Here is a 24,809-nt window from a genome sequence, read left to right as displayed (position 1 = left end):
GGCGGCCACGCTAGCGGAGCGCCGGTACGGGCGCCGGTCAGCCCGCCTCGCCGGGTACGGCGGCCGTACCGGTCCGCCGGGCGGCGCCGCCGAACGCCCGGGAGACCAGCAGCACGGTGAGCACCAGCACCAGCGGCACCGCCATCGCGGCCCGGTACGAACCGGCGTCCCCGACGGCGCCGACCAGCGGTGAGCCGACCAGGAAGCCGACGTAGTTGAAGAGGTTGAGCCGGGCGACGGCGGCGTCCGAGGCGTCGGGGAAGCGGCGGCCGCCCGCCGCGAAGACCTGCGGCACGATGGCGCACAGGCCGACCCCCAGCAGGGTGAATCCCAGGATGCCGGTCCACGGCCCGGGGGCGACGGCCACCACGGCGAAGCCGGCCGCCGACAGCACCGTCCCGGCCCGCACCACCGCGACGGCGCCCCAGCGCTGCACGCCCGCGTCGCCGAGGGTGCGGCCGAGCAGCATGGTCACCATGTACGCGTTGTACGGGACGGTGGCCAGCTCCTCCGAGCTGTGCAGGGTGTCCTGGAGGTACTTGGCGCTCCAGTTGGAGACGGTGGCGTCCGCGATGTACGCGGCGGCCATCGCGAAGCAGAGCGGCAGCAGCGGCCGCCACGGGAGGGACCGGCCCGCGGCCTCGGCCGCCGCCCGTTCGGCCCCGGCCAGCTCGGCCGGTCCGGCGTAGCGGGTGCTCGCGGCCAGCGAGACCGGGATCAGCACGGCGGCGGAGCAGCCGAAGAGGGTCGGCAGCGTGAGGTGCCAGTGCGCGCCGGCCCAGGCCAGCGAGGCGCCGATGATCCCGCCCAGGCTGAAGGCGGCGTGGAAGCCCAGCATGATGGAGCGGCCGTAGCGGCGCTGGAGGCCGACGCCCAGCATGTTCATGCTGGCGTCCAGGGCGCCGACCAGCAGCCCGAACGCGGCCAGCGACAGGGCCAGTTGCCACAGGGTGCCGCCCGCGCCGACGCCGACCAGGGAGAGGCAGAGCAGCGGCTGGACGGTGCGCAGCACGGCCCGAGCGGAGGTGCGGCCGACCAGGCGTTCGGAGGCGATGCTGCCCGCGCCCGCGAGCACCGGTACGGCGGCGAGGAAGACCGGGAGCAGGGCGTCGCTGATGCCGTACCGGTCCTGGACGGCGGGGATGCGGGTGACCAGCAGCGCGAAGGCCACGCCCTGGCAGAGGAAGCTGACCAGCAGCGCGGCGCGGGCCTGCCGCAGCCGTCCGGTGACCTCCATGGCGTGCCTCTCCCCGTCCGGTCGGCTACTGCCGGGTAAGTACGTTGGCGCGAGCGTAGGGCCTGCGGCGCCGCTTGGGGAGGGCCTGCCGCCGACCGGTCGCGGTGGCTCGCGGCGGGGTGATCCTGGCATCCGGTCTACAGCCATTCGGGTGAGTTGCCATGTTTTGCGGTCATTGCTGCTTACCGTGAGAGTCAGTGCCGTAGGTCTTCGGCCCCGGGAGAGATGAGGACACGTCGTGGGGATGGTGCGCGCTCTCGGTCCCCGGCTCCGGCACGCCCGCCGCATGTCGGCGGCCGACCGGGCGCTGCGCGCGGTGCTGACGTCCGTGCTGACGGCGCCGCAGCCACCGCCCGGGGCGTTCTCGTCGGCGCTGCTGGAGCGGGTGCCGGTCGAGCGGATCGCGCAGATGGTGGAGCAGTTGCGGGAGCGGCACGGCGCCGTGCGGTCGGTGCAGCCCTACCGGGGGCTGTGGCGGGTGCAGTGCGCGGCCGGCAGCGAACTGCTGTGGGCCCGGTTGGACGGCGACGGGCTGCTGGGCTCGCTGGTGCTGGGGCCGGCGGCGCTGACGGCCCGGCTGACGGCGGCGGAAGAGGCGGCGGGGGCGGGGCCCGGCGGCGGCGGGGTGGCCGGGCGGGGCGGGGTGCGGCCGGTGGACGGGGGGTCGGTGGGCGGGCCGGGCTGGGGCGGGGCAGCGGGGCCTTCTGTCGCGGACGTCGGTGGCGGGGCGGCCGGTGGCGGGGCAGCCGGTGGCGGGGCAGCGGTGGACGGGGTCCCGCCCAGGCCGTCCGGCCCGCCGGGCCCGGGTACGGCGGCGGGGCCGACCGGGCCGGACGGGTCCGCCCGAGCCGCCCGGCCCCTGGCGGCGGTGCCGGGGCCGAGCGGCGCCGAGCCGGCCGGCGGGATGGCGGCCACGGCCGAGCGGCCGCCGGTGGACACCCTTCCGCCCAAGCCGGTACGCCCGCCGACCGGGTCCACCGCCAGCATGCTGGTGGGCCCCCGGTCGGGTGGGCGCACGGGGTCGCCGGTCGGGCCGCGCCCCCGGTCGCGGGCCGCCGCCGAGAACCGCCGGACCACCGCACGCCGCTACACCTGGCTCACGGCGGCGGCCGCCGGGTGGACCGTACTGCACCTGGCCCTCGCGGTGACGGCCGCGACCGCCACCGGCTGGTTCCTGCTGCTGCTCGCGGCACTGGCCGTGGGCTGGTGCGTACGGCACGCCGGTCCCTGGCACGCCCTGCCCCCGTACGCCCGGCTGCTGCCCGCCGCCGCCGTCTGCGGCACGCTGCTGGCCGGGCTGCGGGTGCTCGGCGCCGACCTGGCCTGGTCGCTCGGCGACCCGCTCGCCCTGGTGCCGCCGCTGGCCGCGCTCGCCGCCGCCGGGTGGACCGCCGCCCGCTGCCGCCCGGCGGCGGGCCCGGCGGACCCGCCGCCGCTGGCGCTGGCCTCGCCGCTGCGCGGCGGCACCTTCGGCCTGCTCCAGGCCGGTGGGCCCGCGCTCAACCGGCACGCCGCCGACGGCCGCGACCCGGCCGCCCGGCACGCCTGCGACCTCACCGCGCTGGGCAGCGGACCGCGCTGGCGGCACCGCCGCGCGCTCGGCCTGATGCCCGCCGCCAACAGCAGCTACGCGGTGTACGGGCACCTGGTGTGCAGCCCCTGCCAGGGCACGGTGGTGGCCGCCGTCGACGGCCTGCCGGACCACGAACCCGGCGCCGCCGCCGACCCGGCGCACCCGCTCGGCAACCACATCGCCCTGGACACCGGCCTGGCACTGGTGGTGCTGGCCCATCTGCGGCCGGGCAGCATCCGGGTGCCGGTGGGGGCGGCGGTCCGTACCGGCACCCCGCTGGCCGCCGTCGGCAACTCCGGGGACACCGGCGGCGAACCGCTGCTCCAACTGCGCGCCGAGACCCGTGGCACCGGGCCCGGCTCCGGCGTGGCCCTGCCGCTGATCCTGGCCGAACTGCCCGGACCACCGCTGCGCGGCCGCCGCTTCACGGCCTGACTACCGCGCCGGGGTTGCCGGGCCCAGGCCCAGCAGGGCGGGGAGTTCCGCCATGTCGGTGAAGAGGGCCGTCGGCTGGGCCTCGGTCAGCCGGGTGGCGGGGGTGAGTGCCGCGTAGGCGTACACGTCCATTCCGGCGGACCGGGCCGCCAGGACGCCGAAGGGGCTGTCCTCCACCACCGCGCAGCGCTCCGGGGGTACGCCCATAGTGCGGGCGGCGTGCAGGAACAGATCGGGGGCGGGCTTGCCCCGGCCGACGTCCTCGGCGCTGAAGATCCGCTGCTCCGGGAGGTAGCCGCGCAGCCCGGTCCGGTCCAGGGCGGTGCGAATCCAGGAGTGGTTGGCGGACGACGCCAGGCAGTACGGAACGTCGGCGGCGGCGAGCGCCTTGAGGAGTCCCTCGGCGCCCGCCACCGCCGTCAGCTCGGCCTCGAACGCGGCGTACACCCGGGCGTGGAAGAGGTCGTCGAAGCCGTCCGGCAGCAGCCTGCCGGTACGCTCCCGCACCACGTCGTGCACATGGTGCGCCGCCGTGCCCAGGAAGTCCCGCACCGAGTCCTCGAAGGTGGTGGGGTGGCCGCATTCGGTGAGGTACTCGGCCAGCAGCCGGTTGGAGATCGGCTCGCTGTCGCAGAGCACCCCGTCGTTGTCCAGGATCACCAGGTCGTAGCGCACCGGCCCCACTCTAGGCGGCCGGTCGGGCGCGGCTACCTGCCGCCCGCCGCCAGTTCCCTGGAGCGGTCGCGGGCGGCCTCCAGCGCGCCGAGCAGCGCGGCCCGTACGCCGTGGTTCTCCAGCTCCCGGATGGCGGCGATGGTGGTGCCGGCCGGGGAGGTGACGGCCTCGCGGAGCTTCACCGGGTGCTCGCCGGAGTCGCGCAGCATCACCGAGGCGCCGATCGCGGACTGGACGATCAGGTCGTGGGCGACGGAGCGCGGCAGGCCCAGCAGGATGCCCGCGTCGGTCATCGCCTCCACCAGGAAGTAGAAGTACGCCGGTCCGGAGCCGGAGAGCGCGGTGGCGGCGTCCTGCTGGGTCTCGGGGACGCGCAGCGTACGGCCGACCGGGCTGAAGATCTCCTCGGTACGCAGCAGGTGCTCCTCGGTGGCGTGCGCGCCGGCCGAGATGACGCTCATCGCCTCGTCCACCAGGACCGGGGTGTTGGTCATCACCCGGACCACCGGGGTGCCGGCCGCCAACCGCTCCTCGAACCAGGCGGTGGGGATGCCGGCCGCGCCGGAGATCACCAGCCGGTCGGCAGGGACGTGCGGGGCCAGCTCGTCCAGCAGGGTGCCCATGTCCTGCGGCTTGACGGTGAGGATCAGGGTGTCGGCGGCCTTGGCGGCCTGCTCGTTGCCGACCGCCTCCACGCCGTACCGGTCGCGCAGCTCGGCGGCCCGCTCGGGGCGGCGGGCGGTGACCAGCACATCGGCCGGGGTCCGGCCGGCGCGCAGCAGGCCGGAGATCAGCGCCTCGCCGATCTTGCCGGCTCCGAGGACGGCGACTTTCTGGGTCATGGCGGCCTCACTCGTCGGTTCCGTGCGGTGTCCGGCCCATCCTCGCACCGGGGCGGGCGGCGGCAGCGGGACCGTCCACGTGGCGGACCGGGGACGGGCGGGCGGGGCAGGGGTCCCCTGCGGGAAGAATCAGGGTTCTCCCCTATGGCTTCCGGGCTGCGGCGGGCGCACCGTGGGTTACATGGCACACGGAGATTTGACACCGGGTGAGACCCGGCAGCTCGCTGTCGCATCGGCGACCCTCGGGCCTTGGCGCACCGCGGCGGCCGTCGGCACGCTGGGCGGCGCGGCCGCCCTCGGCATCGACGTGATCACCGGCCACTGGTCGCTGAGCATCCTCGCCGGGCCGGTCAGCCTGGCCCTGTTCCTCTTCTTCCTGATCGGCGGCGTGGGGTCGGTCCTCGGGCGGGGCGGCGGCGATCGGCGGCTGCGGCGGTGGGCGCGGGAGCATCCGTGGCGGGTGGCGTTGGCGCCGGCCGGGCTGCTGCTGGTGCTGGACGTGGTCGCGCGGACGGTGCTGAGTACGGAGAGCATGTTCGCCACCGTCTGGTACGCGATCTGGCACGCGGCCGTCCTGGGCGCGGTGGTCGGCGTGGTCGGGTCGGTGGCGGGGGCGCGGCGGCGGTCCTAGGCGGGCGGCGCCTCCTGGGGCTGTTCTGGTTACACCACTCGGGGTGGGGGGTGCCTGTTGCGGCGGCACGCTACGGGGGGTGGGGGGTTGCTCGCGCAGTTCCTCGCGCCCCTGACGGGGACGCCCCACGGCAGTGGCGGGGTGCGCCGCCCGGGGTGGGGGGTGCTGGTTGGGCGGCGCGCTACGGCGGGTGGGGGGTTGCTCGCGCAGTTCCTCGCGCCCCTGACGGGGACGCCCCACGGCGGTGGCGGGGTGCGCCACCCCGGGGTGGGAGGTGCCTGTTTCGGCGGCGCGCTACGGGGGGTGGGGGGTTGCTCGCGCAGTTCCTCGCGCCCCTGACGGGGACGGCCCACGGCGGTGGCGGGGTGCGCCACCCCGGGTGGGGGGTGCCTGTTTCGGCGGCGCGCTACGGGGGGTGGGGGGTTGCTCGCGCAGTTCCTCGCGCCCCTGACGGGGACGCCCCACGGCAGTGGCGGGGTGCGCCACCCCGGGGTGGGGGGTGCTGGTTGGGCGGCGCGCTACGGGGGGTGGGGGGTTGCTCGCGCAGTTCCTCGCGCCCCTGACGGGGACGCCCCACGGCGGTGGCGGGGTGCCGCCACCCCGGGTGGGGGTGCCTGTTTCGGCGGCGCGCTACGGCGGGTGGGGGGGTTGCTCGCGCAGTTCCTCGCGCCCCTGAGCCCGGCGGCCGTTCAGCGGCGGCGGCGGGTGGGGCGTTTGGTGGGGCGGTGGCGCTTGAGGGCCGCTTCGTGGCGGGTGCGGGCCACGCCCTCGCCGGGGGCTTCCAGCAGGCTGCGGACGAAGTACGCCACCAGCATGCCGACGAAGCCGACGATCCGGATCGGACCCAGGGCCTTGTCGTCGGCCATCCAGCCGGTGAGCGAGTCCCGGCCCTCCGCGAGGACCTTCCAGGTGCGCACTCCGGCCAGGCAGGAGCAGACCAGCACCGCGAGCACCAGCAGGACGTTGACGAAGGAGCCGGTGCCGGAGATCAGCACCCCGGAGACGGCCAGCCGCATCACCAGCGCGCCCGCCACCGCCGCGAGCAGCGCACCCACGGCGACGGCGACCCGGCGGGCGCGGTAGCCGGGGCCGCGTACGACCCAGGACGTGCCGAAGAACCGGATCGGCTCCGGCCGGGGCGCGTCGGAGCGGGCGGGGGCGAGGTCGTCGGTCACCCGACCGATTATCCCCCGCCCCCGTACCGTACCGGCGCTCAGCCCTCCAGCTTGGTGACGTCCCGCACCGCGCCCCGGTCGGCGGAGGTGGCCATCGCGGCGTAGGCGCGCAGCGCGGTGGAGACCGGGCGGTGCCGGTCGGCGGGGCGGTAGCCGCCGGACGCCTCCAAGGCGGCCCTGCGCTCGGCCAGCTCCTCGTCGGAGACCTCCAGCCGGATGGAGCGGCCGGGGATGTCGATGGAGATGGTGTCGCCGTCGCGGACCAGCGCGATGGTGCCGCCGGACGCCGCCTCCGGGGAGGCGTGGCCGATGGAGAGGCCGGAGGTGCCGCCGGAGAAGCGGCCGTCGGTGATCAGGGCGCAGACCTTGCCCAGGCCCCGGCCCTTGAGGTACGAGGTCGGGTAGAGCATCTCCTGCATGCCGGGGCCGCCCTTGGGGCCCTCGTAGCGGATGACGACGACATCGCCCGGCTTGACCCGCTTGGTGAGGATCGCCTCGACCGCGCCCTCCTGGGAGTCGACCACGACGGCCGGGCCGACGAAGGTGAGGATCGACTCGTCGACGCCCGCCGTCTTGACCACACAGCCGTCGACGGCCAGGTTGCCCTTGAGGACGGCGAGGCCGCCGTCCTTGGAGTAGGCGTGCTCCAGGTCGCGGATGCAGCCGCCGGCCGCGTCGGTGTCCAGCGTCTCCCAGCGCTCGGACTGCGAGAAGGCGGTCGCGGAGCGGACGCAGCCGGGGGCGGCGTGCCACAGCTCGACGGCCTCGGCGGACGGGGAGCCGCCGCGCACGTCCCAGGTCTTGAGCCAGTCGGCCAGCGACGGGCTGTGCACGGAGTGGACGTCCTCGTTGAGCAGCCCGGCGCGGTACAGCTCGCCGAGGATGGCGGGGATGCCGCCGGCCCGGTGGACGTCCTCCATGTAGTACGTGCCGCCGGGGGCGACGTTGGGCGCCACCTTGGCCAGGCAGGGGACGCGGCGCGAGACGGCGTCGATGTCGGCCAGGCCGTAGTCCAGCTCGGCCTCCTGGGCGGCGGCGAGCAGGTGCAGGATGGTGTTGGTGGAGCCGCCCATCGCGATGTCCAGCGCCATGGCGTTGTCGAAGGCGGCGCGGCCGCCGATGGCGCGGGGCAGGACGGTCTCGTCGTCCTGCTCGTAGTGGCGGCGGGTGATCTCCACGATGGTGCGCCCGGCGTCCTCGTACAGCGCGCGGCGGGCGGTGTGGGTGGCGAGCACCGAGCCGTTGCCGGGCAGGGCGAGGCCGAGGGCCTCGGTGAGGCAGTTCATCGAGTTGGCGGTGAACATGCCCGAGCAGGACCCGCAGGTCGGGCAGGCGTTCTCCTCGATGCGGGCGATGTCCTCGTCGGAGACGCTCTCGTTGACCGCGTCGCTGATCGCGTTGATCAGGTCGAGCTTGCGGACGGTGCCGTCGACCAGGGTGGCCTTGCCGGCCTCCATCGGGCCGCCGGAGACGAAGACGGTGGGGATGTTGAGCCGCATCGCGGCCATCAGCATGCCCGGGGTGATCTTGTCGCAGTTGGAGATGCAGATCAGGGCGTCCGCGCAGTGCGCGTTGACCATGTACTCCACCGAGTCCGCGATCAGGTCGCGGGAGGGCAGCGAGTAGAGCATGCCGCTGTGGCCCATCGCGATGCCGTCGTCCACCGCGATGGTGTTGAACTCGCGCGGCACGCCGCCGGCCGCCTGGATCGCCTCGGAGACGATCCGGCCCACCGGCTGGAGGTGGGTGTGGCCGGGCACGAACTCGGTGAAGCTGTTGGCGACCGCGATGATCGGCTTGCCGAAGTCCTCACGGGCTACACCGGCGGCCCGGAGAAGGGCTCGGGCGCCCGCCATGTTGCGGCCGTGGGTGACCGTACGCGACCTCAGCTCGGGCACGTTGCTCCACTCCCTTCGCGCCGTCGGCGGCGGTGCCTGCGGCGCGCGCGATACTGCTCTGCTTCTCGGACGGCCCGGCGGCGTGGATGCCGGGGGCCGTACCGATCGAGCGTACGCCCACGGGGCCGCCATCTGGACACGTCGTCCGTATGACGGGATGCGGTTCAAGCCGCTCTCCGGGGCGGCGAGCCCTTCTCAGACGGCGACCACGGTGACGCCCGCCTCGGTCAGCCGGGCGGATGCCTCGGCGGTGATGCCGGTGTCGGTGACCAGCACGTCGATCCGGGCCGGTTCGCAGACCCGGGCGAAGGCCGCCCGGCCGATCTTCGAGGAGTCGGCCGCCACCACCACCCGCTGTGCCCGCTCGGCCAGCAGCCGGTTGACGCTGGCCTCACCCTCGTGGTGGACGTACACCCCCCGCTCGGGGTCGACGGCGTTGACGCCCAGCACCGCGACGTCCAGCGTGATCTGTTCCAGCACGCCCCCGGCCAGCGGACCGATCAGCTCATACGACTGCGGGCGGGCGACTCCGCCGGTGACCACGGTCTTGATCTGCGGCCGGATCACCAGCTCACCGGCGATGTTGAGGGCGTTGGTCACCACGGTGAGGGCCGGCCGGGCGCCCGCCGCCGCGCCGGTGTCGCCCGCGATGTCGGCGCGGACCGCCAGGGCGCGGGCGACCTCGGTGGTGGTGGTGCCGCCGGTCAGCCCGACGACCTGGCCCGCGGCCACCAGGTCGGCGGCGGCCCGGCCGATCCGCTGCTTCTCGGAGGCGTGCCGGGCGGTCTTGTAGCGCAGCGGCAGCTCATAGGAGACGCCGTGCGCCACCGCGCCGCCCCGGGTGCGGGTGAGCAGCTGCTGTTCGGCGAGCTGGTCGAGGTCGCGGCGGATGGTGGCGGTGGAGACGTCCAGCGCGGCGGCGGCGTCCTCCACCTCGACCCGGCCGTGCTGGGCCAGCAGCTCCAGCAGTGCGCTCCACCGGGCATCCCTGGACAAGGCCACTCTCCTCATCTGCGGCTGCGGCGGTCGGGCACCGCAGGGGCAAGCGTGGCACAGCCCGGCAGGATGCGGGAATCTGCATGTTCGATGCTTGTAAATGCTCGAAGTGACGGGATACTTTGCAGAAACGAGCATCTTCCGGGTTTCTGGAGCGCAGCCATGTCGTATGTCGAGCCGTCGCCTGCCGAGCCGCCGCCTGTCGAGCCGTCGCCTGCCGAGCCGTCGTATGTCGAGACCGAGACCGCCAGCCAGCCGGAGTGCTGGCGCCGCGCCGCCGAGCTGGCCGCCACCGGGCCGACCGCGCTGCCCGCGTCCGGCGAGCGGGTCGCGGTCGTCGGCTGCGGGACGTCCCTCTACATGGCCCAGGCGTACGCGGCGCTGCGCGAGGGCGCCGGGCACGGCGAGACGGACGCCTTCGCCGCGTCGGAGTTCCCGGCCCGCCGCCGCTACGACCGGGTCGTGGCGCTGACCCGCTCCGGGACCACCACCGAGGTGCTGGAGCTGCTGGCCCGGCTGCGCGGCACCGCCCGTACCACCGCGATCACCGCCGACCCCGGCACCCCGGTCCGGGACGCCGCCGACGACCTGGTGGTGCTGGACTTCGCGGACGAGCGGTCGGTGGTGCAGACGCGCTTCGCCACCACCGCGCTGACCCTGCTCCGCGCCCACCTCGGCCTGCACTCCGACGCCGTGCTGCGGGACGCCGCCACCGCGCTCACCGCGCCGCTGCCGGCCGGGCTGCTGGACCGCACCCAGTTCACCTTCCTCGGCCGGGGCTGGACGGTCGGCCTGGCCAACGAGGCGGCGCTGAAGATGAAGGAGGCGTCGCTCTCCTGGACGGAGGCGTACCCCGCGATGGAGTACCGCCACGGCCCGATCAGCATCAGCACCGGCACCACCGCCACCTGGCTGCTCGGCGGCCCGGCGCCGGACGGCCTCGCGGCGCAGGTCCGGGCCACCGGCGCCCAGTGGGTGCACGGCGCGCTGGACCCACTGGCCGACCTGGTCCGGGTGCAGCGGCTCGCCGTCGCCCGCGCCGCCGCCCGGGGCCTGGACCCGGACCGCCCGCGCCACCTGACCCGCTCGGTGATCCTCGACGGCGCCTGACCGCCCGCCCGCCCCGGAGCCCTGGGAGAGAGCCATGCCCCTCACCGCCACCGGCCCGCTGGTCACCGCGGCGGCGGCCGCCCGCCGCGCCGTCGCGGCGTTCAACGTCATCACCCTGGAGCACGCCGAGGCGATCATCGAGGGCGCGGAGGCCGCCCGGACCCCGGTGATCCTCCAGATCAGCGAGAACGCCGTGGCCTTCCACCACGGCCGCCCCGCGCCACTGGCCAGGGCCGCCGCCGAGGCCGCCGCGCTGGCGTCGGTGCCGGTCGCCCTGCACCTGGACCACGTCCGCAGCGCCGGACTGCTGCACCGGGCCGCCGACTGCGGCTTCGGCTCGGTGATGTTCGACGCCTCGCACCTGCCGTACGAGGAGAACGTCGCCGCCACCCGCGCCGCCGCCGACTGGGCGCACCGGCACGGGCTCTGGCTGGAGGCCGAGCTGGGCGAGGTCGGCGGCAAGGACGGCGGCGGCCCGCTGGACGCCCACGCCCCCGGCGCCCGTACCGACCCCGCCGAGGCCCGCGCCTACGTCGCCGCCACCGGGGTCGACGCGCTCGCCGTGGCGGTCGGCAGCTCGCACGCCATGACCCGCAGGACGGCCCGGCTGGACCACGGGCTGCTGGTCCGGCTGCGCGGCGCGCTGGACGTGCCGCTGGTGCTGCACGGCTCCTCCGGCGTACCGGACGCGGAGCTGCGCCGGGCGGTCGCGGGCGGCATCACCAAGGTCAACATCGGTACGGCGCTGAACATCGCCATGACCGGCGCGGTCCGCGCCCACCTGGCCGCCGACCCGGCCGTCGTCGACCCCCGCCGCTATCTGTCGGCCGGCCGCCGCGCGATGGCCGCCGCCGTCACCGGGCTGGTCGCGGCGCTGGAGCCGGTGGGCGAGGGCGGGGTCAGCGGCGGGGTGCGTACGGGATGCCCACCGTGAGGTCCGTCGCGTACGGCTCCACCACCTGGCCGTCCGGGAACTCCGCCAGCAGCGCCGCCCGCTCGGCGGCCAGCACCCGCTCCCGGTCGGCCGCCGGGAGCACCGCGACATAGGAGCGGGAGAGCTGGTCCAGCAGGGCCGTGGCGACCGGGACGCGTCGCTCCCAGTGCACGGTGGCGGTGGTGATCCGCAGGCCGAAGCGGGCCAGCTCAAGCGGCGACTCCCGGAACGGCCGGTAGCCGTGGTACTGCGGGCAGGCGGCCCGCAGCCGGGCGGCCTGCTCCCGCACCCAGCGGACCCGGCGGTCCTTGACGTTCCACCAGAGCGCCAGCGCCCCGCCGGGGCGCAGCACCCGGACCGCCTCCGGCACCGAGCGCTCCGGGTCGGTCCAGTGGAACGCCTGGGCGTAGCAGACCAGGTCGGCGCAGTCGTCGCGGAACGGCAGGGCGTTGCCGCTGCCGCGCACCAGCGGCAGCCCGGGGCTGACGGCGTGCAGCCGGGCGGCCATGCCGGGGGTGGGTTCGACGGCGGTGACGCGGGCGCCCCGGGCGAGCAGCGCCCGGCTGGAGATGCCGGTGCCCGCGCCGATGTCCAGGACGTCGGCGCCGGTCAGCGGGCGTCCGGTCAGCTCCTCGACGGCGTCGAAGAGGGCGTCGGGGTAGTCGGGTCGGGCGGCGTCGTACTCGGCCGCGACGGTGTGGAAGGACGAGGCGAGGTCGGGTGGGTCGGCGGTCATCGGGTCCCTCCGGGGTCGGCCGCCGGGGCCAGGTGGAGCCGGGTGAAGGCCAGCGCCTCCGCGAGGTCCGCCTCGCGGGCGGCCGGGTCGGCGGCGCGGCGGGTGTTGACCTCCAGCACCACATGGCCGTCGAAGCCGGTGCCGGCCAGCCGCCCCAGCAGCTCGGCGCAGGGCTGGCTCCCCCGGCCGGGGATGAGGTGCTCGTCCTTGGCGGAGCCGCTGCCGTCGGCCAGGTGCACATGGGCCAGCCGGTCGCCCATCCGGTCGGCCATGGCGAGGGCGTCCACCCGGGAGGTGGCGGCGTGCGAGAGGTCCACGGTGTAGTGCCGGTAGTCCTCGTCGGTGGGGTCCCAGCCGGGCGCGTACGCCAGCACCTCGCGGTCCCGGTAGCGCCACGGGTACATGTTCTCGACGGCGAACCGGACGTCGGTCTCGTCGGCCATCCGCCAGACGCCCTGCACGAACTCGCGGGCGTACTGCCGCTGCCAGCGGAACGGCGGGTGCACCACGACGGTGTCCGCGCCCAGCTTCTCGGCGGCGGCGCGGGCGCGCTCCAGCTTGGTCCACGGGTCGGTGCTCCAGACCCGCTGGGTGATCAGCAGGCAGGGGGCGTGCACGGCCAGGATGGGGACGCCGTGGTCGTCGGAGAGCCGGCGCAGCGCCTCGATGTCCTGGCTTACGGGGTCGGTCCACACCATGACCTCGACGCCGTCGTAGCCGAGCCGGGCGGCGGTCTCGAAGGCGGCGGCGGTGTTCTCGGGGTAGACGGAGGCGGTGGACAGCGCGATCTTGGCGGCGGACGGCCGGGGGGCGGGGGCGGCGGGGCGGGGGGCGGCGGCGGCCGTGCGGGGGCGCTGCGGGGCGGGGGGCTGGGCCGGGGCTGGTGCTGGGGTTGGTGCTGGTGCCGGGGCTGCGGCGGCCTTCCGGGCTCGGGCGGCTGCCCGGCGTACCCGGGTGCGGCCCTGATCGGTCCCGGGCTCACCCTCGGCGGGGCTCTCGCCGTCCCTGGCCGCCGCCCGGCGGGCCCGAGCCGCTCCCAGGGCGGCGCCGGCCGCCTCCCGGGTCGCGGCGGCCCGCTTGGCCACCACGCGCTTGGCGGCCTCGCCGGTCGCCTGGGCCCGGTTCCTGGCCTCGGCCCGCTTGCCGGTGCTCCGCCGGCCGGCCGCGTCGGGCCCCGGGCCGTCGGTGGCGGGCTCCGGGGTACGGGCGCTCTCGGCCCGTGGACCGCCGGCCCGGCGACCGCGCCGGTCGGCACGGCTCGCCCGCGTCACGTCCTCGTCCGCTGGTTCCGCCACGGTGACAGACTATGCGGCCGGACGGGGGCACGGGGCGGCGCACCGGCCCCGCGTACCGGCCCCACCCTCGCGTACCGGCCCGCCACCCGCTTCCGGGCCCACTCCCTCACGCACTGGCCACCTCACCGGTCCGCCGCACGCCGTCCCGACCCTCGGGCGGCACCCCGCCCCTGCCCCGCGAACGGCCACCGGACACACCCGGTCCGCCCCGCCCCGGCCGGGCCTCAGGCGCACGCCGCCGAGCCCCCCACCGACCCGGCCGCCGGCGCCGGCCACAGCAGTGCCTCCCCGCCGCCCCCGCCGCCCGCACCGGTGCCGGAGTCGGCCATGGTGTCCAGCCGCCGCAGGATGACGCCCTCGCGGAGCGCCCAGGGACAGACGTCCAGCGAGTCCAGCCCGAAGAGGTCCATGGCGGCCTCGGCGACCAGCGCCCCGGCGAGCAGCTGCCGCGCCCGGCCCTCGGACACCCCCGGTATCCGGGACCGGTCCGCCGCCGTCATCCCGGCCAGCCGGGGCACCCACTCCTCCAGCTCGGCCCTGACCAGCCGGCGCGGCGTGTACGGGCCCGCCTCGGAGCGGGCCGCACCGGTCATCCGGGCCAGCTGCTTGAACGTCTTGGAGGTGGCCACCGTGTGGTCGGGCGCGCCGAGCCGGGAGACGTCACCGACGATCCGGGCGATCTCGGCGCGGACGTACCGCCTCGTCCGCCGTACGTCCTCCGGGTCCGGCGGGTCGCCCGGCAGCCGGGCGGAGGTGAGCCGGCCGGCGCCCAGCGGCAGCGAGACGGCGACGTCGGGCTGCTCGTCCGGGCCGCAGGCGATCTCCAGCGAGCCGCCGCCGATGTCCAGCACCAGCAGCCGGCCGGAGGACCAGCCGAACCAGCGGCGGGCGGCCAGGAAGGTCAGCCGCGCCTCGTCCCGGCCGGAGAGCACCCGCAGCGCCACGCCGGTCTCGTCCTCGACCCGCCGCAGCACCGCCTCGCCGTTGACCGCCTCGCGGACCGCCGAGGTGGCGAACGGCAGCACGTCCTCGACGCCCTTGTCCTCGGCCACCCGCATCGCGGAGGACACGGTGGCGATCAGCCGCCGCACGCCCTCCCGGGTGATGGCGCCGTCCGCGTCCAGCAGCTCTGCCAGTCGCAGTTCCTCCTTGTAGGAGTAGGCCGGCAGCGGCTGCGCACCCGGGTGCGCGTCCACCACGAGGAGGTGGACGGTGTTGGAACCTACGTCGAGTACGCCGAGTCGCATAACGCTTCACGCTACCGGCATCCGTCCGCTGCGCTGCGGGGGCTTCCGGGGGCACTGTGGGGACGACGGCGGCGTGGGTCGCGGATGCGCGCCCCGGCGCCGCCACTGCACACCGTGACAAATGCCACCGTAACGGGACGATCCACACCACCGCGAGGGCATAGGCTGGGCCCGTGGCAGCAGCAGAGACGGAACCGGCACACGGCACGGAGGCGGCCCCGCGCCGCCGCGAGGTGTCCCTCGACTTCCCCCGGGCCTGGGTGGAGTTCCCCGACCCCGCCGACGAGGACCAGGTCTTCCGCTGTGACCTGACCTGGCTCACCTCCCGCTGGGCGTGCATCTTCGGGCGCGGCTGCCACGGCATCCGGCCCGGCCGGGGCGAGTCCGACGGCTGCTGCACGCTGGGCGCCCACTGGTCGGACGAGGACGACGAGCAGCGGGTCGCCGCCCACGCCGCCCGGCTGACCCCCGAGAGCTGGCAGTACCACGCCCTGGGCACCGGCCCGGACGGCTCGGTGCTGCTCGACGGCGGCATCACCCAGCTGGACGAGGACGGCGACCGGCAGACCCGCCGGGTGGACGGTGCCTGCGTCTTCCTCAACCGGCCCGGCTTCCCCGGCGGCGCGGGCTGCGCGCTGCACACCCTGGCCCTCAAGGAGGGCCGCGAGCCGCTGGAGACCAAGCCCGACGTCTGCTGGCAGCTGCCCATCCGGCGCACCTACGAGTGGGTGGACCGCCCCGACGACACCCGGGTCCTGGTGGTCTCCATCGGCGAGTACGACCGGCGCGGCTGGGGTCCCGGCGGCCATGACCTGCACTGGTGGTGCACCGGCAGCCCGGAGGCGCACGGCGGCTCCGAGCCGGTGTACGTCGGCTACCGGCCCGAGCTCACCGAGCTGATGGGGCCGGAGGGGTACGCCGTACTGGCCGGCCTCTGCGAGCAGCGGATCGCCACCCGCTCCGACCAGCGGCTCGCGCCGCACCCGGCCGACCCGGCCCGGTGATCTGGCCCGGCTCCGGCTTCGGCTCTGGTTCCGGCGGAAAACCGGTGGCCCCGGCCCGCCCGATCGCGGAGGCCGGCCCGGCCGGACCACGCCGACAGGGAGACGAGGACGCCATGCAGGGATCGGACAGCGCGGGGACCGGAGCCGGGCGGCTGGCGCCGGGCAGCGAGGTGGCGGTCCGGCTGGTCAAGCACCCGCGCCCCGATGTGAGCTACCCGGCGGTGGTCACCCGGGACGACGGGACCAGGATCACCGTGGTGGCCGACTGGGCCGGGGCGGCCGACCGCGACTTCGGGTTCGTACGGTTCGAGCACGGCGACGTGTTCACCGAGCACTACTGGCGCGACCGCTGGTACGCCGTCAAGGAGGTCCGTACCGGCGACGGCGTCCTCAAGGGCTGGTACTGCGACGTCACCCGGCCCGCCGAGGTCCGCGACGGCGCCCTGGTGGTGGCCGACCTGGACCTCGACCTGTGGCTCTCCGCCGACCGTTCCACCGTGCTGCGGCTGGACGAGGACGAGTTCGCGGCCAGCGGCCTCGAAGAGCGCGACCCCGCTGCGGCGGCCAGCGCCCGAGCCGCCCTGGACGAACTGGAAGCACTCTCGCGGGACGCCTTCACCACCCTCCTCGGCTGACGCCATGTCACCTTCGGGAGGCCACGGACCGGGATGCCTGAGTAGCCGGACTCATGACGCCCGCCGCGCCGCGCGGCAGGATCGGCACATGACTCGGCACATGACAAGGATCAGGACGGCGGCAGTCCGGCACGGGATGCTGCCGCTGGCGGTGCTGGCCACGCTGGCGGCGGGGTGCGGAACACAGCGGCCGGGGGACACCGCCGGTGCGGTCGGCCCCTCGCGGACGGCGGTGGCGCAGCCCAGCACACCGGTGGACTTCGCCTGCCCCGGCGAGAGCGCCGTGCCGGCGCCGAGCTCGGCCGCCTCGGACCCGACCGCGCCGGTCACCGACCACTACGCCGAGAACCACGGCTTCATGGTCCCCTTCCCGCTGCACGGCCAGAGCCGCTGCGACGGGCTCGCGGCCGTCGCACGCGTCCGGGGAGCGCTCGAACCACTGCGCAAGCACCGTGACTTCGACCCGGAGAGCACCCGCAGCGCACTCATCGACCTCGGCTTTCCCGCCGGGAAGGTGACGTCGTACCAGAACGGCCCCACTGCGGTCGGCTTCCTCATCGACACCTACCCGCTCTGTGTGGAGGGCGCGATGAACCGCGCCGCCACCGAGGCGGACGCCTTCGCCGGCTACCCCGACCACGTCGGCTGCGACCGTCCCAGCGGCGGCCACTGACCGCCCGCCCGGCTCAGCCCCCTACGGCGACGGCGTCGGGGGCGCCGCCGACGGCGAGTCGGCGGGCTGCCGCGCGGGCGGGGGGCTCTCCGGGGTCTGCGCGGGCGTCGGCTGCCCGCTCGGCCCGCCGGGGGCGGGCGGGGGCTCGCTCGGGGTGCCGGACGGCTGCGCGGACGGGGACGGGCTCGGGCCCTGCGACGGCGGCGGACCGGACGGCGGCGGACCGGACGGGGACGGAGATGGGGACGGGGACGACGAAGGGGACGGGGACGGCCCGTGGCTGCCCTCCTCGCCGCTGCGCCGGCCGCTGCCCTCCAGGGTGACCACGGCGTCCGAGGGCTGAAGCGCGATATGGGCCGCCCAGTGGCCGTGCGGCACCCGGTCCGTGTCCACCGTGACGATCACGGTGATCCGCTGGCCCGCCTCCAGCGCGCCCGAGTCACGGCTGAGCTGCAACCACGCCGTGTCGCTGACGGCCCGCCAGACGATGGTGGAGACACCGGGATTGGTCAGCGTGACCACCGTACGGCTGCCGTACTCCCGCGCCTCGACGGCCAGCCGGCCGGCCGGGGCCGCCTGCTTGGCGGCGATGCCGGACCCGGGGGGCCCGGCCTGCTCAGCACCGGACTGCTCAGCACCGGACTGCACGGGGCCGGCCTGCTCGGGACCGGCCTGCTCGGGACCGGGCGGCACGGCAGCGGACAGCATGGCGCCGGGCAGCACCGACCCGGACAGTACCGACCCGGACAGTACGGACCCGGCCGCCAGCGGCCCCGGCGCCGCCGTCCCGGTCGCCCCCGGGCCTGCGGCCGGACCGACCACCGTGATCGGGAGCGCGGCCGCCGAAAGCGGCTCCGCCGCAGGTGGCAACGTTTCGCCAAGCCCCGCCTGCGGGTGGCGGCCGGCGTGCTCGGCGGAGCCGAGGAGGCGTCCCGCGCCCCGCCCGCCGGGGCCCGCGCCCCGGGAGGCGCCCTCGGCCGTGGCGTACCCGTACGCCGCCTCCGGGGTGTCCACCCGGACCGCCGACACCGTGGCCGGACCGGCGGCCCCGTCGCCGCCCCGGTGCACCAGCCACAGGGCCGCCATCGGTGCGACCAGCACGGCCGCCAGCACGGTGGTGGTCACCGCGCGGTTGCGGAGCACCACGCCCAGGTCCGTGGGGTCGGCCCGGTGCCGGGGGAAGCCCTGCCGGTCGAACCGGGGGTCCGCCGCCACCGCCCCCCACCGCCGCCCCTCCGGCGCCCCGGCCGCCCCCGGCCCGTCCCCGCCCGCGCCCTCCGAACCCCCACTCCCCGGCCCGCCCTCGCCCTCACCCCCCGAATCCCCGGCACCGGCACCGGCACCCGCCCCCGAGCCGCCCGAGCCCCCCGTCCCCCCGGCACCTGCGCCCCCGCCCCGCCCCGGCTCCGCCGGGCGGCCGAGCCACCCCCGGAGCCGGGCCGCAGTCAGCCCCCTGGCCGGGTCCGCCGCCCGGCCCGCACCCCGCCCGTACCGCCCCCGCCGCGCCCGCCGCCCCGCCCCCGCCGGGGACTCCGCCAACGCCCCCGCCGGGGCCGCCAGCAGCGGCAGCGCCCGCCCCGCTGGGCCACCCGCCCGCAACACCGCCGCCCCCGGCCAGGGGTCGCCCGCCACCGCCCGCTCCGCCGTGGCCCGGCAGGTCGGGCAGCCGTCCAGGTGCTGCACCACCTCGCGGCGGAGCGCCGGACCCGGCAGGCCGCCCCGGTCCGGCGCCGGCCGCCCACCGCCGAGCCGCTCCAGCTCCGGACAGTCGGCGGCGGCCAGCACCCGCAGGGCCGTCCGGGTCCGCTCCACCTCGCAGGCCGCCTGCGCCAGCAGCACCGAAGCCGCCTCCGGCTCCAGCCCCAGCACCGCCGCCACCTCGGCGGGCGCCAGCCCGTGCCGCACCGCCAGCTCCAGCGCCTCCCGCTGCTGCGCCGTGGTCCCGGCCGCCTCCGGCCAGGCCAGCACGGCGAGCCGGTCGCGCCGCTCCCGCTCCTGCGCGGCGGTGGGCGGCGGCCCGGCGCTGCCGCCGTCCGGCTCGGCGTCCTCCAGCCGCAGCAGGCAGGCGTACCGCGCCAGCGAGTACAGCCAGGCCCGCAGCAGTGCGGGGTCGCGCAGCCGGTCGTGGTGGCGGACCGCCATCTCCCGTACCGACCGGACGGCGGCCAGCGCGGCGTCGTGGTCGCAGAGCACGGACAGGCAGTAGGTGAACAGACCGTCCACCTGCCGGGCGCACGCCACCTCGGGACGCTCCGTCCCGCGCGGCGCCGATCCGCCCGCCGGGGGCATGTGGGTGTCGGGGCTGGTCGTCATCCTGCCGACGTTAGGGGACCGCCCGTCCGGGTCGGGGCCGTTGCGCGACACGTCCTTCTTTCGGGTAACGCCTCCCACCGTCCCGGGTGACGGCGGGCCGCTCGCGGGGGCCGCCGCGCGCCGCGCTGTCGTACCCCCCTTGTACGGTTCACCGCATGGCAGCCCGAACCTCCGCCGGCCGATCCTCCGCCAAGGCCCCCCGTCCCGCCTACCGCTGCACCGAGTGCGGCAACCAGCTCCCCAAGTGGGTGGGCCGCTGCCCCGAGTGCAACGCCTGGGGCACCGTGGAGGAGTACGGTGCGGTGCCGCTGCGCACCACCGCCGCCGGCCCGGTCAGCGCGCCCGCCCGCCCGATCGCCCAGGTGGACGGGCAGGTGGCCACCGCCCGGCCCACCGGCGTCGACGAGCTGGACCGGGTGCTGGGCGGCGGTCTGGTGCCCGGCGCGGTGGCGCTGCTGGCCGGTGAGCCCGGCGTCGGCAAGTCCACCCTGCTGCTGGACGTCGCCGCCAAGGCCGCCTCCGCGCAGCACCGCACGCTGTACGTCACCGGCGAGGAGTCGGCCGGGCAGGTCCGGTTGCGCGCCGACCGGATCAACGCGCTGTCCGACCACCTCTACCTGGCCGCCGAGACCGATCTGGCCGCCGTGCTCGGCCACATCGACCAGGTCGGCCCGTCGCTGCTGGTGCTGGATTCGGTGCAGACCATCGCCTCCGCCGAGCTGGACGGCGCGCCCGGCGGCATGGCGCAGGTCCGCGAGGTCGCCGCCGCGCTGATCCGGGCCTCCAAGGACCGGGGCATGGCCACCCTGCTGGTCGGCCATGTCACCAAGGACGGCTCCATCGCCGGTCCGCGCCTGCTGGAGCACCTGGTCGACGTGGTGCTGCACTTCGAGGGCGACCGGCACGCCCGGCTGCGGCTGATCCGGGGCATCAAGAACCGCTATGGCGCCACCGACGAGGTGGGCTGCTTCGAGCTGCACGACGAGGGCATCACGGGGCTGGCCGACCCGTCCGGCCTCTTCCTCACCCGCCGCGCCAAGCCGGTGCCCGGCACCTGCCTGACGGTGACGCTGGAGGGCCGCCGCCCGCTGGTCGCGGAGGTGCAGGCGCTGATGGTGGATTCGCAGATCCCCTCGCCCCGCCGCACCACCTCGGGGCTGGATTCGCCGCGTATCGCCATGGTGCTCGCCGTGGTGGAGCGGCACGGCGGCGTGCGGCTCGGCAAGCAGGACATCTACACCGCCACCGTGGGCGGGGTGCGGCTCACCGAGCCCGCCGCCGACCTGGCGATCGCGCTGTCGGTGGCCAGTTCGGCGGCCAACACCCCGCTGCCCAACAACCTGGTGGCCATCGGTGAGGTCGGCCTGGCCGGCGAGGTGCGCCGGGTCAACGGCGTGCAGCGGCGGCTGGCCGAGGCGCACCGGCTGGGCTTCACCCACGCCCTGGTGCCGCCGGACCCGGGCCGGGTGCCGCAGGGGATGCGGGTGGTCGAGGTCACGGACATCGGGGAGGCGCTGGCCGCGATCCCCGGGCGCCGCCGCTCCGGCCGGTCCGGCGAAGAGCAGGCGGGCTCGGCGCGGGAGGGTTCGGCGCAGGCGGGCTCGGCGCGGGAGGGTTCCGCGCTGGGCGCGGCGGAGCGCCCCGTGAAGCGGCCGCGTGCCAGGGCGGCGGCGGACATCCCCGCGCCCGGCGCGGACCTGATGAGCGGGTGGGACGCGGTCGAGCCGGAGGGCGCGGCGGAGCCCTTCTGACCCCTTATCGGGTCGCCGTGCGCCGACCCGCCACCCGTGCGCACCGCCCGACGGTAAACTTTGCCCTGATCGCACCAAGGCAGAGCGGCAGAACGTCGGCAGACCGCACCGCCGGCCGACCGAGGGAGTCCAGTGGCAGCCAACGACCGGGCGGAGAAGTCCCCCCGCGAGGAGGCCCTGCTGCGTGCCTCCCTCAGTTCCGTCGCGCCCGGTACGGCCCTGCGCGACGGCTTGGAGCGGGTGCTCCGGGGCAACACCGGCGGCCTGATCGTGCTGGGCTTCGACAAGGCCGTGGAGCCGATCTGCACCGGCGGCTTCGTGCTGGACGTGGAGTTCTCCGCGACCCGGCTGCGGGAGCTGTGCAAGCTCGACGGCGCGGTGGTCCTGGACAAGGACATCACCAAGATCGTACGAGCCGGGGTGCACCTGGTGCCCGACTCCACCATCCCCACCGACGAGACCGGCACCCGGCACCGCACCGCCGAGCGGGTCAACAAGCAGACCGGGTACCCGGTCGTCTCGGTCAGCCACTCCATGCGGCTGATCGCGCTCTACGTCAACGGCCAGCGCCGGGTGCTGGAGGACTCCGCCGCGATCCTCTCCCGCGCCAACCAGGCGCTGGCCACCCTGGAGCGCTACAAGCTCCGGCTGGACGAGGTGGCGGGCACCCTCTCCGCCCTGGAGATCGAGGACCTGGTCACCGTCCGCGATGTCACCGCCGTCGCCCAGCGGCTGGAGATGGTCCGCCGGATCGCCACCGAGATCGCCGGCTATGTGGTGGAGCTGGGCACCGACGGCCGGCTGCTCTCGCTCCAGTTGGACGAGCTGATCGCGGGCGTGGAGCCGGAGCGCGAGCTGGTGGCCCGCGACTACTTCCCGGAGCGCGCCGCCAAGAAGGGCCGCACCGTCAACGACGTCCTGGCCGACCTCGACGCGCTCAGCCAGTCCGAGCTGCTGGATGTGCAGGCCGTCGCCAAGGCGCTCGGCCACCCCGGTACGCCCGAGGCGCTGGACTCGGCCGTCTCCCCGCGCGGCTACCGGCTGCTGGCCAAGGTGCCGCGGCTGCCCAACACCGTCATCGAGCGGCTGGTCGAGCACTTCGGCGGCCTGCAGAAGCTGCTCGCCGCCAGTGTGGACGACCTCCAGGCCGTCGACGGCGTGGGCGAGGCCCGCGCCCGCTCGGTCCGCGAGGGCCTCTCCCGCCTCGCCGAGTCCTCCATCCTCGAACGCTACGTTTGAATGCCGCTCACCCGCGGCCGCTGGCGGCTCGGCCTCGACGGCCGCCAGGTCCTCCGCCTCCGGCGCAGCCGCGTCACCTGACGGCGGGCACGGCGGCACCGGTGGCCGGTCGGGTGGCGGTCAGCTCTCCAGGCGGAAGGACGCGCGGGCGGTCACCGGGGTGCCGGAGACGCCGCTGAGGGTGGCCTGCACCAGGTAGACGCCGTCCCCGGCGGTGCCGCCCGGGGTGGGGGTGGCGCACTGCGGGGTGCTGTGGCTGCGGTCCCAGCTGAAGGTCTCGGTGACGGCGCTGCCCGCCGCGATGCCGACCCAGGCGGCGCTGCGGTCGGTCGGGCAGTCGCCGGAGGACCAGATCCGGCCGGCGGTGGCCTCGCTCACCGTGACCAGCGACGCCGTCCGGCCGAGGTCGACCCGGCAGGCGCCGCCGGAGTTGCGTACGGTCAGCTGGAAGCGCGGCCGGTCCTTCGGCTGGTACGCGTTCTGCACGCTGGTCAGCTCCAGCGACACCTTGGGGGTGGCGCAGACCGGCAGCGCCCGCACGTCCGGGGTGTTGACCTGTACGTCGCCGGAGCGCAGGCCGCCCGGTCCGCCGCTGCCGGCGTCCGAACCGCTGGGTCCACCCGAGCCACCCGAGCCACCGGAACCACCGGAACCGTCCGCGCCCCCCGAGCCGCCGGAGCCGCCCGAGCCGTCGTTCGAGGTGCCGCCGCTCACTCCGCCGGAGAGGCTGACGTCACTGCCGCCACCGCCGGTCCCCCCGCTGCCGTCGCCACTGCCGCCGCTGCCGTCGCCGGCACCCGATGCGCCCTCGTCGCCGCCGGTGCCCGGCCCGGACGGGTCGTGGCTCGCCGAAGCGCCGCCGCCGGACCCGGCGGACCCGGCGGACCCACCGGAGCCGGAGCCGGAATGCCCCGACCCCGAGCCGCCGGGGCCGCCCGGTCGGCTGCTGATCGCGGAGCCGCTGGGCCCGGTGCCCGGGGTGATCGACTGGGCCGGTGTGGGGTGGCTGCCCGTCGCCTGCGGGGAGTCCTTGCCGCCCATCGTCAGCCAGAAGATCAGCGCCGCCACCGCGAGCAGCGCGATGAGCACGACGAGTCGCCGCCGCCAGTAGATCGACGCGGGCAGCGGTCCGACGGGATGGCGCATAGAAGGCACGCACAAACTCTACGAGAGATCAACCACCGCTCAGTGCAGCAACACCTCAGCCGGAGCCCTTCTTTCAGATCATCAGCCTGTTGCTCCGCCCAGGCGACGGCCAGTCGGCCGAGAGTCATGGGAGGATCGGGGCGAGATGTCCGGAGAAACCACCTTGCCGCTGCCGCTTCCGCTGCTCCACACCACCGTGCTCGACTGGTACGCGGCCAACGCCCGCGACCTGCCCTGGCGCGCCCCCGAGGCGACGCCATGGGCGGTGATGGTCAGTGAGTTCATGCTCCAGCAGACGCCGGTGAAGCGGGTGCTGCCCGCGTACGCCGCCTGGCTGGAGCGCTGGCCCACCCCCGCCGCGCTGGCCGCCGACGCGCCCGGGGAGGCGGTCCGGATGTGGGGCCGCCTGGGGTATCCGCGCCGGGCGCTGCGGCTGCACGCCGCCGCGACCGCCATCACCGAGCGGCACGGCGGGGAGGTGCCCTCCGACCACGCCGAGCTGCTGGCGCTGCCCGGCGTCGGGGAGTACACCGCCGCCGCCGTCGCCTCCTTCGCCTTCCGCCGCCGGCACGCGGTGCTGGACACCAATGTGCGGCGGGTCTTCGCCCGGCTGGTGGACGCGGTGGAGTACCCGCCGACCGCGACCACCGCCGCCGAGCGCCGCACCGCGACGGCGCTGCTGCCGGCCGCCGACGCCACCGCCGCGACCTGGGCGGTGGCGGTGATGGAGCTGGGGGCGCTGGTCTGCACGGCCCGCACCCCGCGCTGCGGCGGCTGCCCGCTGGCGGCGATGTGCGCCTGGCGGCTGGCGGGCAGCCCGGCGTACGACGGTCCGCCCCGGCGCGGCCAGACCTACGCCGGGACCGACCGGCAGGTGCGCGGCAAGCTGCTGGCCGTGCTGCGGGAGGCGCACGGCGAGGTGCGCCAGGCCGAGCTGGACGCGGTGTGGGACGAGCCGATCCAGCGGGCCAGGGCACTGGACGGGCTGGTGGCCGACGGTCTGGTGGAGCCGGTGGAGCCGGGCGTCTACCGGCTGCCGAGGTCACCTGCGGCGAGCTGACGACATACGCGAGTGGTGGGGCCGGGCACCCGTGACGGGTGCCCGGCCCCGCCACCGTCGAACCCCGCCGCTGTCGAACCCCGCCACCGTCGAACCCCACCGCTGTCGAAGAGGAGCGGCCCGGGTGCCGGTGGCGCCACAGCCGCTTGCTTGACGACCGGCTAGTATCCGAGGGCTGGGCAGGCTAGGCTGCGTATCAGCCGA

At 76.1% G+C, this 24,809-nt stretch carries 21 protein-coding genes; 10 read left to right on the top strand and 11 right to left on the bottom strand.

Annotated features, from left to right (window positions below; genetic code table 11):
• Positions 1 to 37: 37 nt before the first annotated feature.
• On the bottom strand, positions 38 to 1,237 hold the full coding sequence (locus ACIQGZ_RS03550) for an MFS transporter (RefSeq protein ID WP_402599078.1): 1,200 nt from the start codon (positions 1,235 to 1,237) through the stop codon (positions 38 to 40).
• A gap of 286 nt (positions 1,238 to 1,523) precedes the next feature.
• On the opposite strand from ACIQGZ_RS03550, the gene ACIQGZ_RS03545 reads away from it, so the two are divergent.
• A complete protein-coding gene (locus tag ACIQGZ_RS03545; protein WP_402599077.1) occupies positions 1,524 to 3,245 on the top strand; it encodes a hypothetical protein in 1,722 nt (573 codons plus the stop codon).
• Here the strand turns inward: ACIQGZ_RS03545 and ACIQGZ_RS03540 are convergent, their stop codons facing one another.
• A complete protein-coding gene (locus ACIQGZ_RS03540; RefSeq protein ID WP_402599075.1) occupies positions 3,246 to 3,920 on the bottom strand; it encodes an HAD family hydrolase in 675 nt (224 codons plus the stop codon).
• 32 nt (positions 3,921 to 3,952) lie between these two features.
• On the bottom strand, positions 3,953 to 4,762 hold the full coding sequence (gene proC, locus ACIQGZ_RS03535; RefSeq protein WP_402599073.1) for a pyrroline-5-carboxylate reductase: 810 nt from the start codon (positions 4,760 to 4,762) through the stop codon (positions 3,953 to 3,955).
• A 181-nt stretch (positions 4,763 to 4,943) separates the two neighbouring features.
• Here proC and ACIQGZ_RS03530 point away from each other — a divergent pair, with 181 nt between their 5' ends.
• Positions 4,944 to 5,393 carry a hypothetical protein gene (locus ACIQGZ_RS03530; protein WP_402599071.1) on the top strand — a complete coding sequence of 150 codons (450 nt, stop codon included), beginning with the start codon at positions 4,944 to 4,946 and terminating at the stop codon, positions 5,391 to 5,393.
• Between the two features lie 689 nt (positions 5,394 to 6,082).
• On the opposite strand, the gene ACIQGZ_RS03525 is transcribed toward ACIQGZ_RS03530, so the two are convergent.
• From ACIQGZ_RS03525 to ACIQGZ_RS03515, 3 genes are all read right to left on the bottom strand, one after another.
• Positions 6,083 to 6,568: an EamA/RhaT family transporter gene (locus ACIQGZ_RS03525; protein ID WP_402599069.1), complete on the bottom strand. Its 486-nt coding sequence runs from the start codon at positions 6,566 to 6,568 to the stop codon at positions 6,083 to 6,085.
• Positions 6,569 to 6,606: 38 nt separating this feature from the next.
• The gene (gene ilvD, locus ACIQGZ_RS03520) at positions 6,607 to 8,466 is read right to left on the bottom strand and encodes a dihydroxy-acid dehydratase (RefSeq protein WP_402599068.1); all 1,860 of its coding nucleotides are present in this window, start codon (positions 8,464 to 8,466) and stop codon (positions 6,607 to 6,609) included.
• 195 nt (positions 8,467 to 8,661) lie between these two features.
• Entirely contained in the window at positions 8,662 to 9,462 is an 801-nt protein-coding gene (locus ACIQGZ_RS03515; protein ID WP_402599067.1) for a DeoR/GlpR family DNA-binding transcription regulator, read from the bottom strand.
• Positions 9,463 to 9,624: 162 nt separating this feature from the next.
• Here ACIQGZ_RS03515 and ACIQGZ_RS03510 point away from each other — a divergent pair, with 162 nt between their 5' ends.
• Both ACIQGZ_RS03510 and ACIQGZ_RS03505 read left to right on the top strand, forming a co-directional pair.
• On the top strand, positions 9,625 to 10,572 hold the full coding sequence (locus tag ACIQGZ_RS03510) for an SIS domain-containing protein (RefSeq protein ID WP_402599065.1): 948 nt from the start codon (positions 9,625 to 9,627) through the stop codon (positions 10,570 to 10,572).
• Between the two features lie 34 nt (positions 10,573 to 10,606).
• The gene (locus ACIQGZ_RS03505) at positions 10,607 to 11,506 is read left to right on the top strand and encodes a ketose-bisphosphate aldolase (protein ID WP_402599064.1); all 900 of its coding nucleotides are present in this window, start codon (positions 10,607 to 10,609) and stop codon (positions 11,504 to 11,506) included.
• On the opposite strand, the gene ACIQGZ_RS03500 is transcribed toward ACIQGZ_RS03505, so the two are convergent.
• The 3 genes from ACIQGZ_RS03500 to ACIQGZ_RS03490 all read right to left on the bottom strand — a co-directional run bounded on the left by ACIQGZ_RS03500 (position 11,472) and on the right by ACIQGZ_RS03490 (position 14,784).
• Entirely contained in the window at positions 11,472 to 12,242 is a 771-nt protein-coding gene (locus ACIQGZ_RS03500) for a class I SAM-dependent methyltransferase (protein ID WP_402599062.1), read from the bottom strand. The two genes, ACIQGZ_RS03505 and ACIQGZ_RS03500, sit on opposite strands and share 35 nt — an antisense overlap.
• Complete coding sequence (locus ACIQGZ_RS03495) at positions 12,239 to 13,030, bottom strand: sugar phosphate isomerase/epimerase family protein (RefSeq protein WP_402599968.1); 792 nt, start codon at positions 13,028 to 13,030, stop codon at positions 12,239 to 12,241. The genes ACIQGZ_RS03500 and ACIQGZ_RS03495 overlap by 4 nt, the downstream gene beginning before the upstream one ends.
• A 731-nt stretch (positions 13,031 to 13,761) precedes the next feature.
• Entirely contained in the window at positions 13,762 to 14,784 is a 1,023-nt protein-coding gene (locus ACIQGZ_RS03490; RefSeq protein WP_402599061.1) for a Ppx/GppA family phosphatase, read from the bottom strand.
• Positions 14,785 to 14,957: 173 nt separating this feature from the next.
• On the opposite strand from ACIQGZ_RS03490, the gene ACIQGZ_RS03485 reads away from it, so the two are divergent.
• The 3 genes from ACIQGZ_RS03485 (at position 14,958) to ACIQGZ_RS03475 (ending at position 17,096) form a co-directional block, all read left to right on the top strand.
• On the top strand, positions 14,958 to 15,788 hold the full coding sequence (locus tag ACIQGZ_RS03485) for a hypothetical protein (RefSeq protein WP_402599059.1): 831 nt from the start codon (positions 14,958 to 14,960) through the stop codon (positions 15,786 to 15,788).
• 113 nt (positions 15,789 to 15,901) lie between these two features.
• Complete coding sequence (locus tag ACIQGZ_RS03480; RefSeq protein ID WP_402599058.1) at positions 15,902 to 16,423, top strand: DUF402 domain-containing protein; 522 nt, start codon at positions 15,902 to 15,904, stop codon at positions 16,421 to 16,423.
• A 100-nt stretch (positions 16,424 to 16,523) separates the two neighbouring features.
• Complete coding sequence (locus ACIQGZ_RS03475; RefSeq protein ID WP_402599057.1) at positions 16,524 to 17,096, top strand: hypothetical protein; 573 nt, start codon at positions 16,524 to 16,526, stop codon at positions 17,094 to 17,096.
• A gap of 21 nt (positions 17,097 to 17,117) precedes the next feature.
• On the opposite strand, the gene ACIQGZ_RS03470 is transcribed toward ACIQGZ_RS03475, so the two are convergent.
• Positions 17,118 to 19,409, bottom strand: a complete 2,292-nt coding sequence (locus tag ACIQGZ_RS03470; protein WP_402599056.1) for a hypothetical protein — start codon at positions 19,407 to 19,409, stop codon at positions 17,118 to 17,120.
• 155 nt (positions 19,410 to 19,564) lie between these two features.
• Here ACIQGZ_RS03470 and radA point away from each other — a divergent pair, with 155 nt between their 5' ends.
• Positions 19,565 to 21,160, top strand: coding sequence for a DNA repair protein RadA (gene radA, locus ACIQGZ_RS03465; protein ID WP_402599055.1), 1,596 nt, complete (start codon positions 19,565 to 19,567; stop codon positions 21,158 to 21,160).
• A gap of 132 nt (positions 21,161 to 21,292) precedes the next feature.
• Complete coding sequence (disA, locus tag ACIQGZ_RS03460) at positions 21,293 to 22,399, top strand: DNA integrity scanning diadenylate cyclase DisA (protein WP_402599054.1); 1,107 nt, start codon at positions 21,293 to 21,295, stop codon at positions 22,397 to 22,399.
• 120 nt (positions 22,400 to 22,519) lie between these two features.
• Here the strand turns inward: disA and ACIQGZ_RS03455 are convergent, their stop codons facing one another.
• Positions 22,520 to 23,554 carry a hypothetical protein gene (locus ACIQGZ_RS03455; RefSeq protein ID WP_402599052.1) on the bottom strand — a complete coding sequence of 345 codons (1,035 nt, stop codon included), beginning with the start codon at positions 23,552 to 23,554 and terminating at the stop codon, positions 22,520 to 22,522.
• A gap of 136 nt (positions 23,555 to 23,690) precedes the next feature.
• On the opposite strand from ACIQGZ_RS03455, the gene ACIQGZ_RS03450 reads away from it, so the two are divergent.
• Positions 23,691 to 24,605, top strand: a complete 915-nt coding sequence (locus ACIQGZ_RS03450) for an A/G-specific adenine glycosylase (RefSeq protein WP_402599050.1) — start codon at positions 23,691 to 23,693, stop codon at positions 24,603 to 24,605.
• Positions 24,606 to 24,809: the final 204 nt, after the last annotated feature.

The sequence above is a fragment of the Streptomyces sp. NPDC092296 genome (genome assembly GCF_044755465.1).
Classification (GTDB): domain Bacteria; phylum Actinomycetota; class Actinomycetes; order Streptomycetales; family Streptomycetaceae; genus Peterkaempfera.
Note: the sequence above shows the minus strand (reverse complement) of the source record. Positions and strands in the feature narration are given on the sequence as shown.

Bases quoted from the DNA above. Each gene is read 5' to 3' on its own strand.
- ACIQGZ_RS03480 (WP_402599058.1), top strand. From the start codon at position 15,902: ATGCAGGGATCGGACAGCGCGGGGACCGGAGCCGGGCGGCTGGCGCCG.
- ACIQGZ_RS03545 (WP_402599077.1), top strand. From the start codon at position 1,524: ATGTCGGCGGCCGACCGGGCGCTGCGCGCGGTGCTGACGTCCGTGCTG.
- ACIQGZ_RS03470 (WP_402599056.1), bottom strand. From the start codon at position 19,409: ATGACGACCAGCCCCGACACCCACATGCCCCCGGCGGGCGGATCGGCG.
- radA (WP_402599055.1), top strand. From the start codon at position 19,565: ATGGCAGCCCGAACCTCCGCCGGCCGATCCTCCGCCAAGGCCCCCCGT.
- proC (WP_402599073.1), bottom strand. From the start codon at position 4,762: ATGACCCAGAAAGTCGCCGTCCTCGGAGCCGGCAAGATCGGCGAGGCG.
- ACIQGZ_RS03490 (WP_402599061.1), bottom strand. From the start codon at position 14,784: ATGCGACTCGGCGTACTCGACGTAGGTTCCAACACCGTCCACCTCCTC.
- ACIQGZ_RS03550 (WP_402599078.1), bottom strand. From the start codon at position 1,237: ATGGAGGTCACCGGACGGCTGCGGCAGGCCCGCGCCGCGCTGCTGGTC.
- ACIQGZ_RS03505 (WP_402599064.1), top strand. From the start codon at position 10,607: ATGCCCCTCACCGCCACCGGCCCGCTGGTCACCGCGGCGGCGGCCGCC.
- ACIQGZ_RS03500 (WP_402599062.1), bottom strand. From the start codon at position 12,242: ATGACCGCCGACCCACCCGACCTCGCCTCGTCCTTCCACACCGTCGCG.
- ACIQGZ_RS03450 (WP_402599050.1), top strand. From the start codon at position 23,691: ATGTCCGGAGAAACCACCTTGCCGCTGCCGCTTCCGCTGCTCCACACC.
- ACIQGZ_RS03510 (WP_402599065.1), top strand. From the start codon at position 9,625: ATGTCGTATGTCGAGCCGTCGCCTGCCGAGCCGCCGCCTGTCGAGCCG.
- ACIQGZ_RS03530 (WP_402599071.1), top strand. From the start codon at position 4,944: ATGGCACACGGAGATTTGACACCGGGTGAGACCCGGCAGCTCGCTGTC.
- ACIQGZ_RS03475 (WP_402599057.1), top strand. From the start codon at position 16,524: ATGACAAGGATCAGGACGGCGGCAGTCCGGCACGGGATGCTGCCGCTG.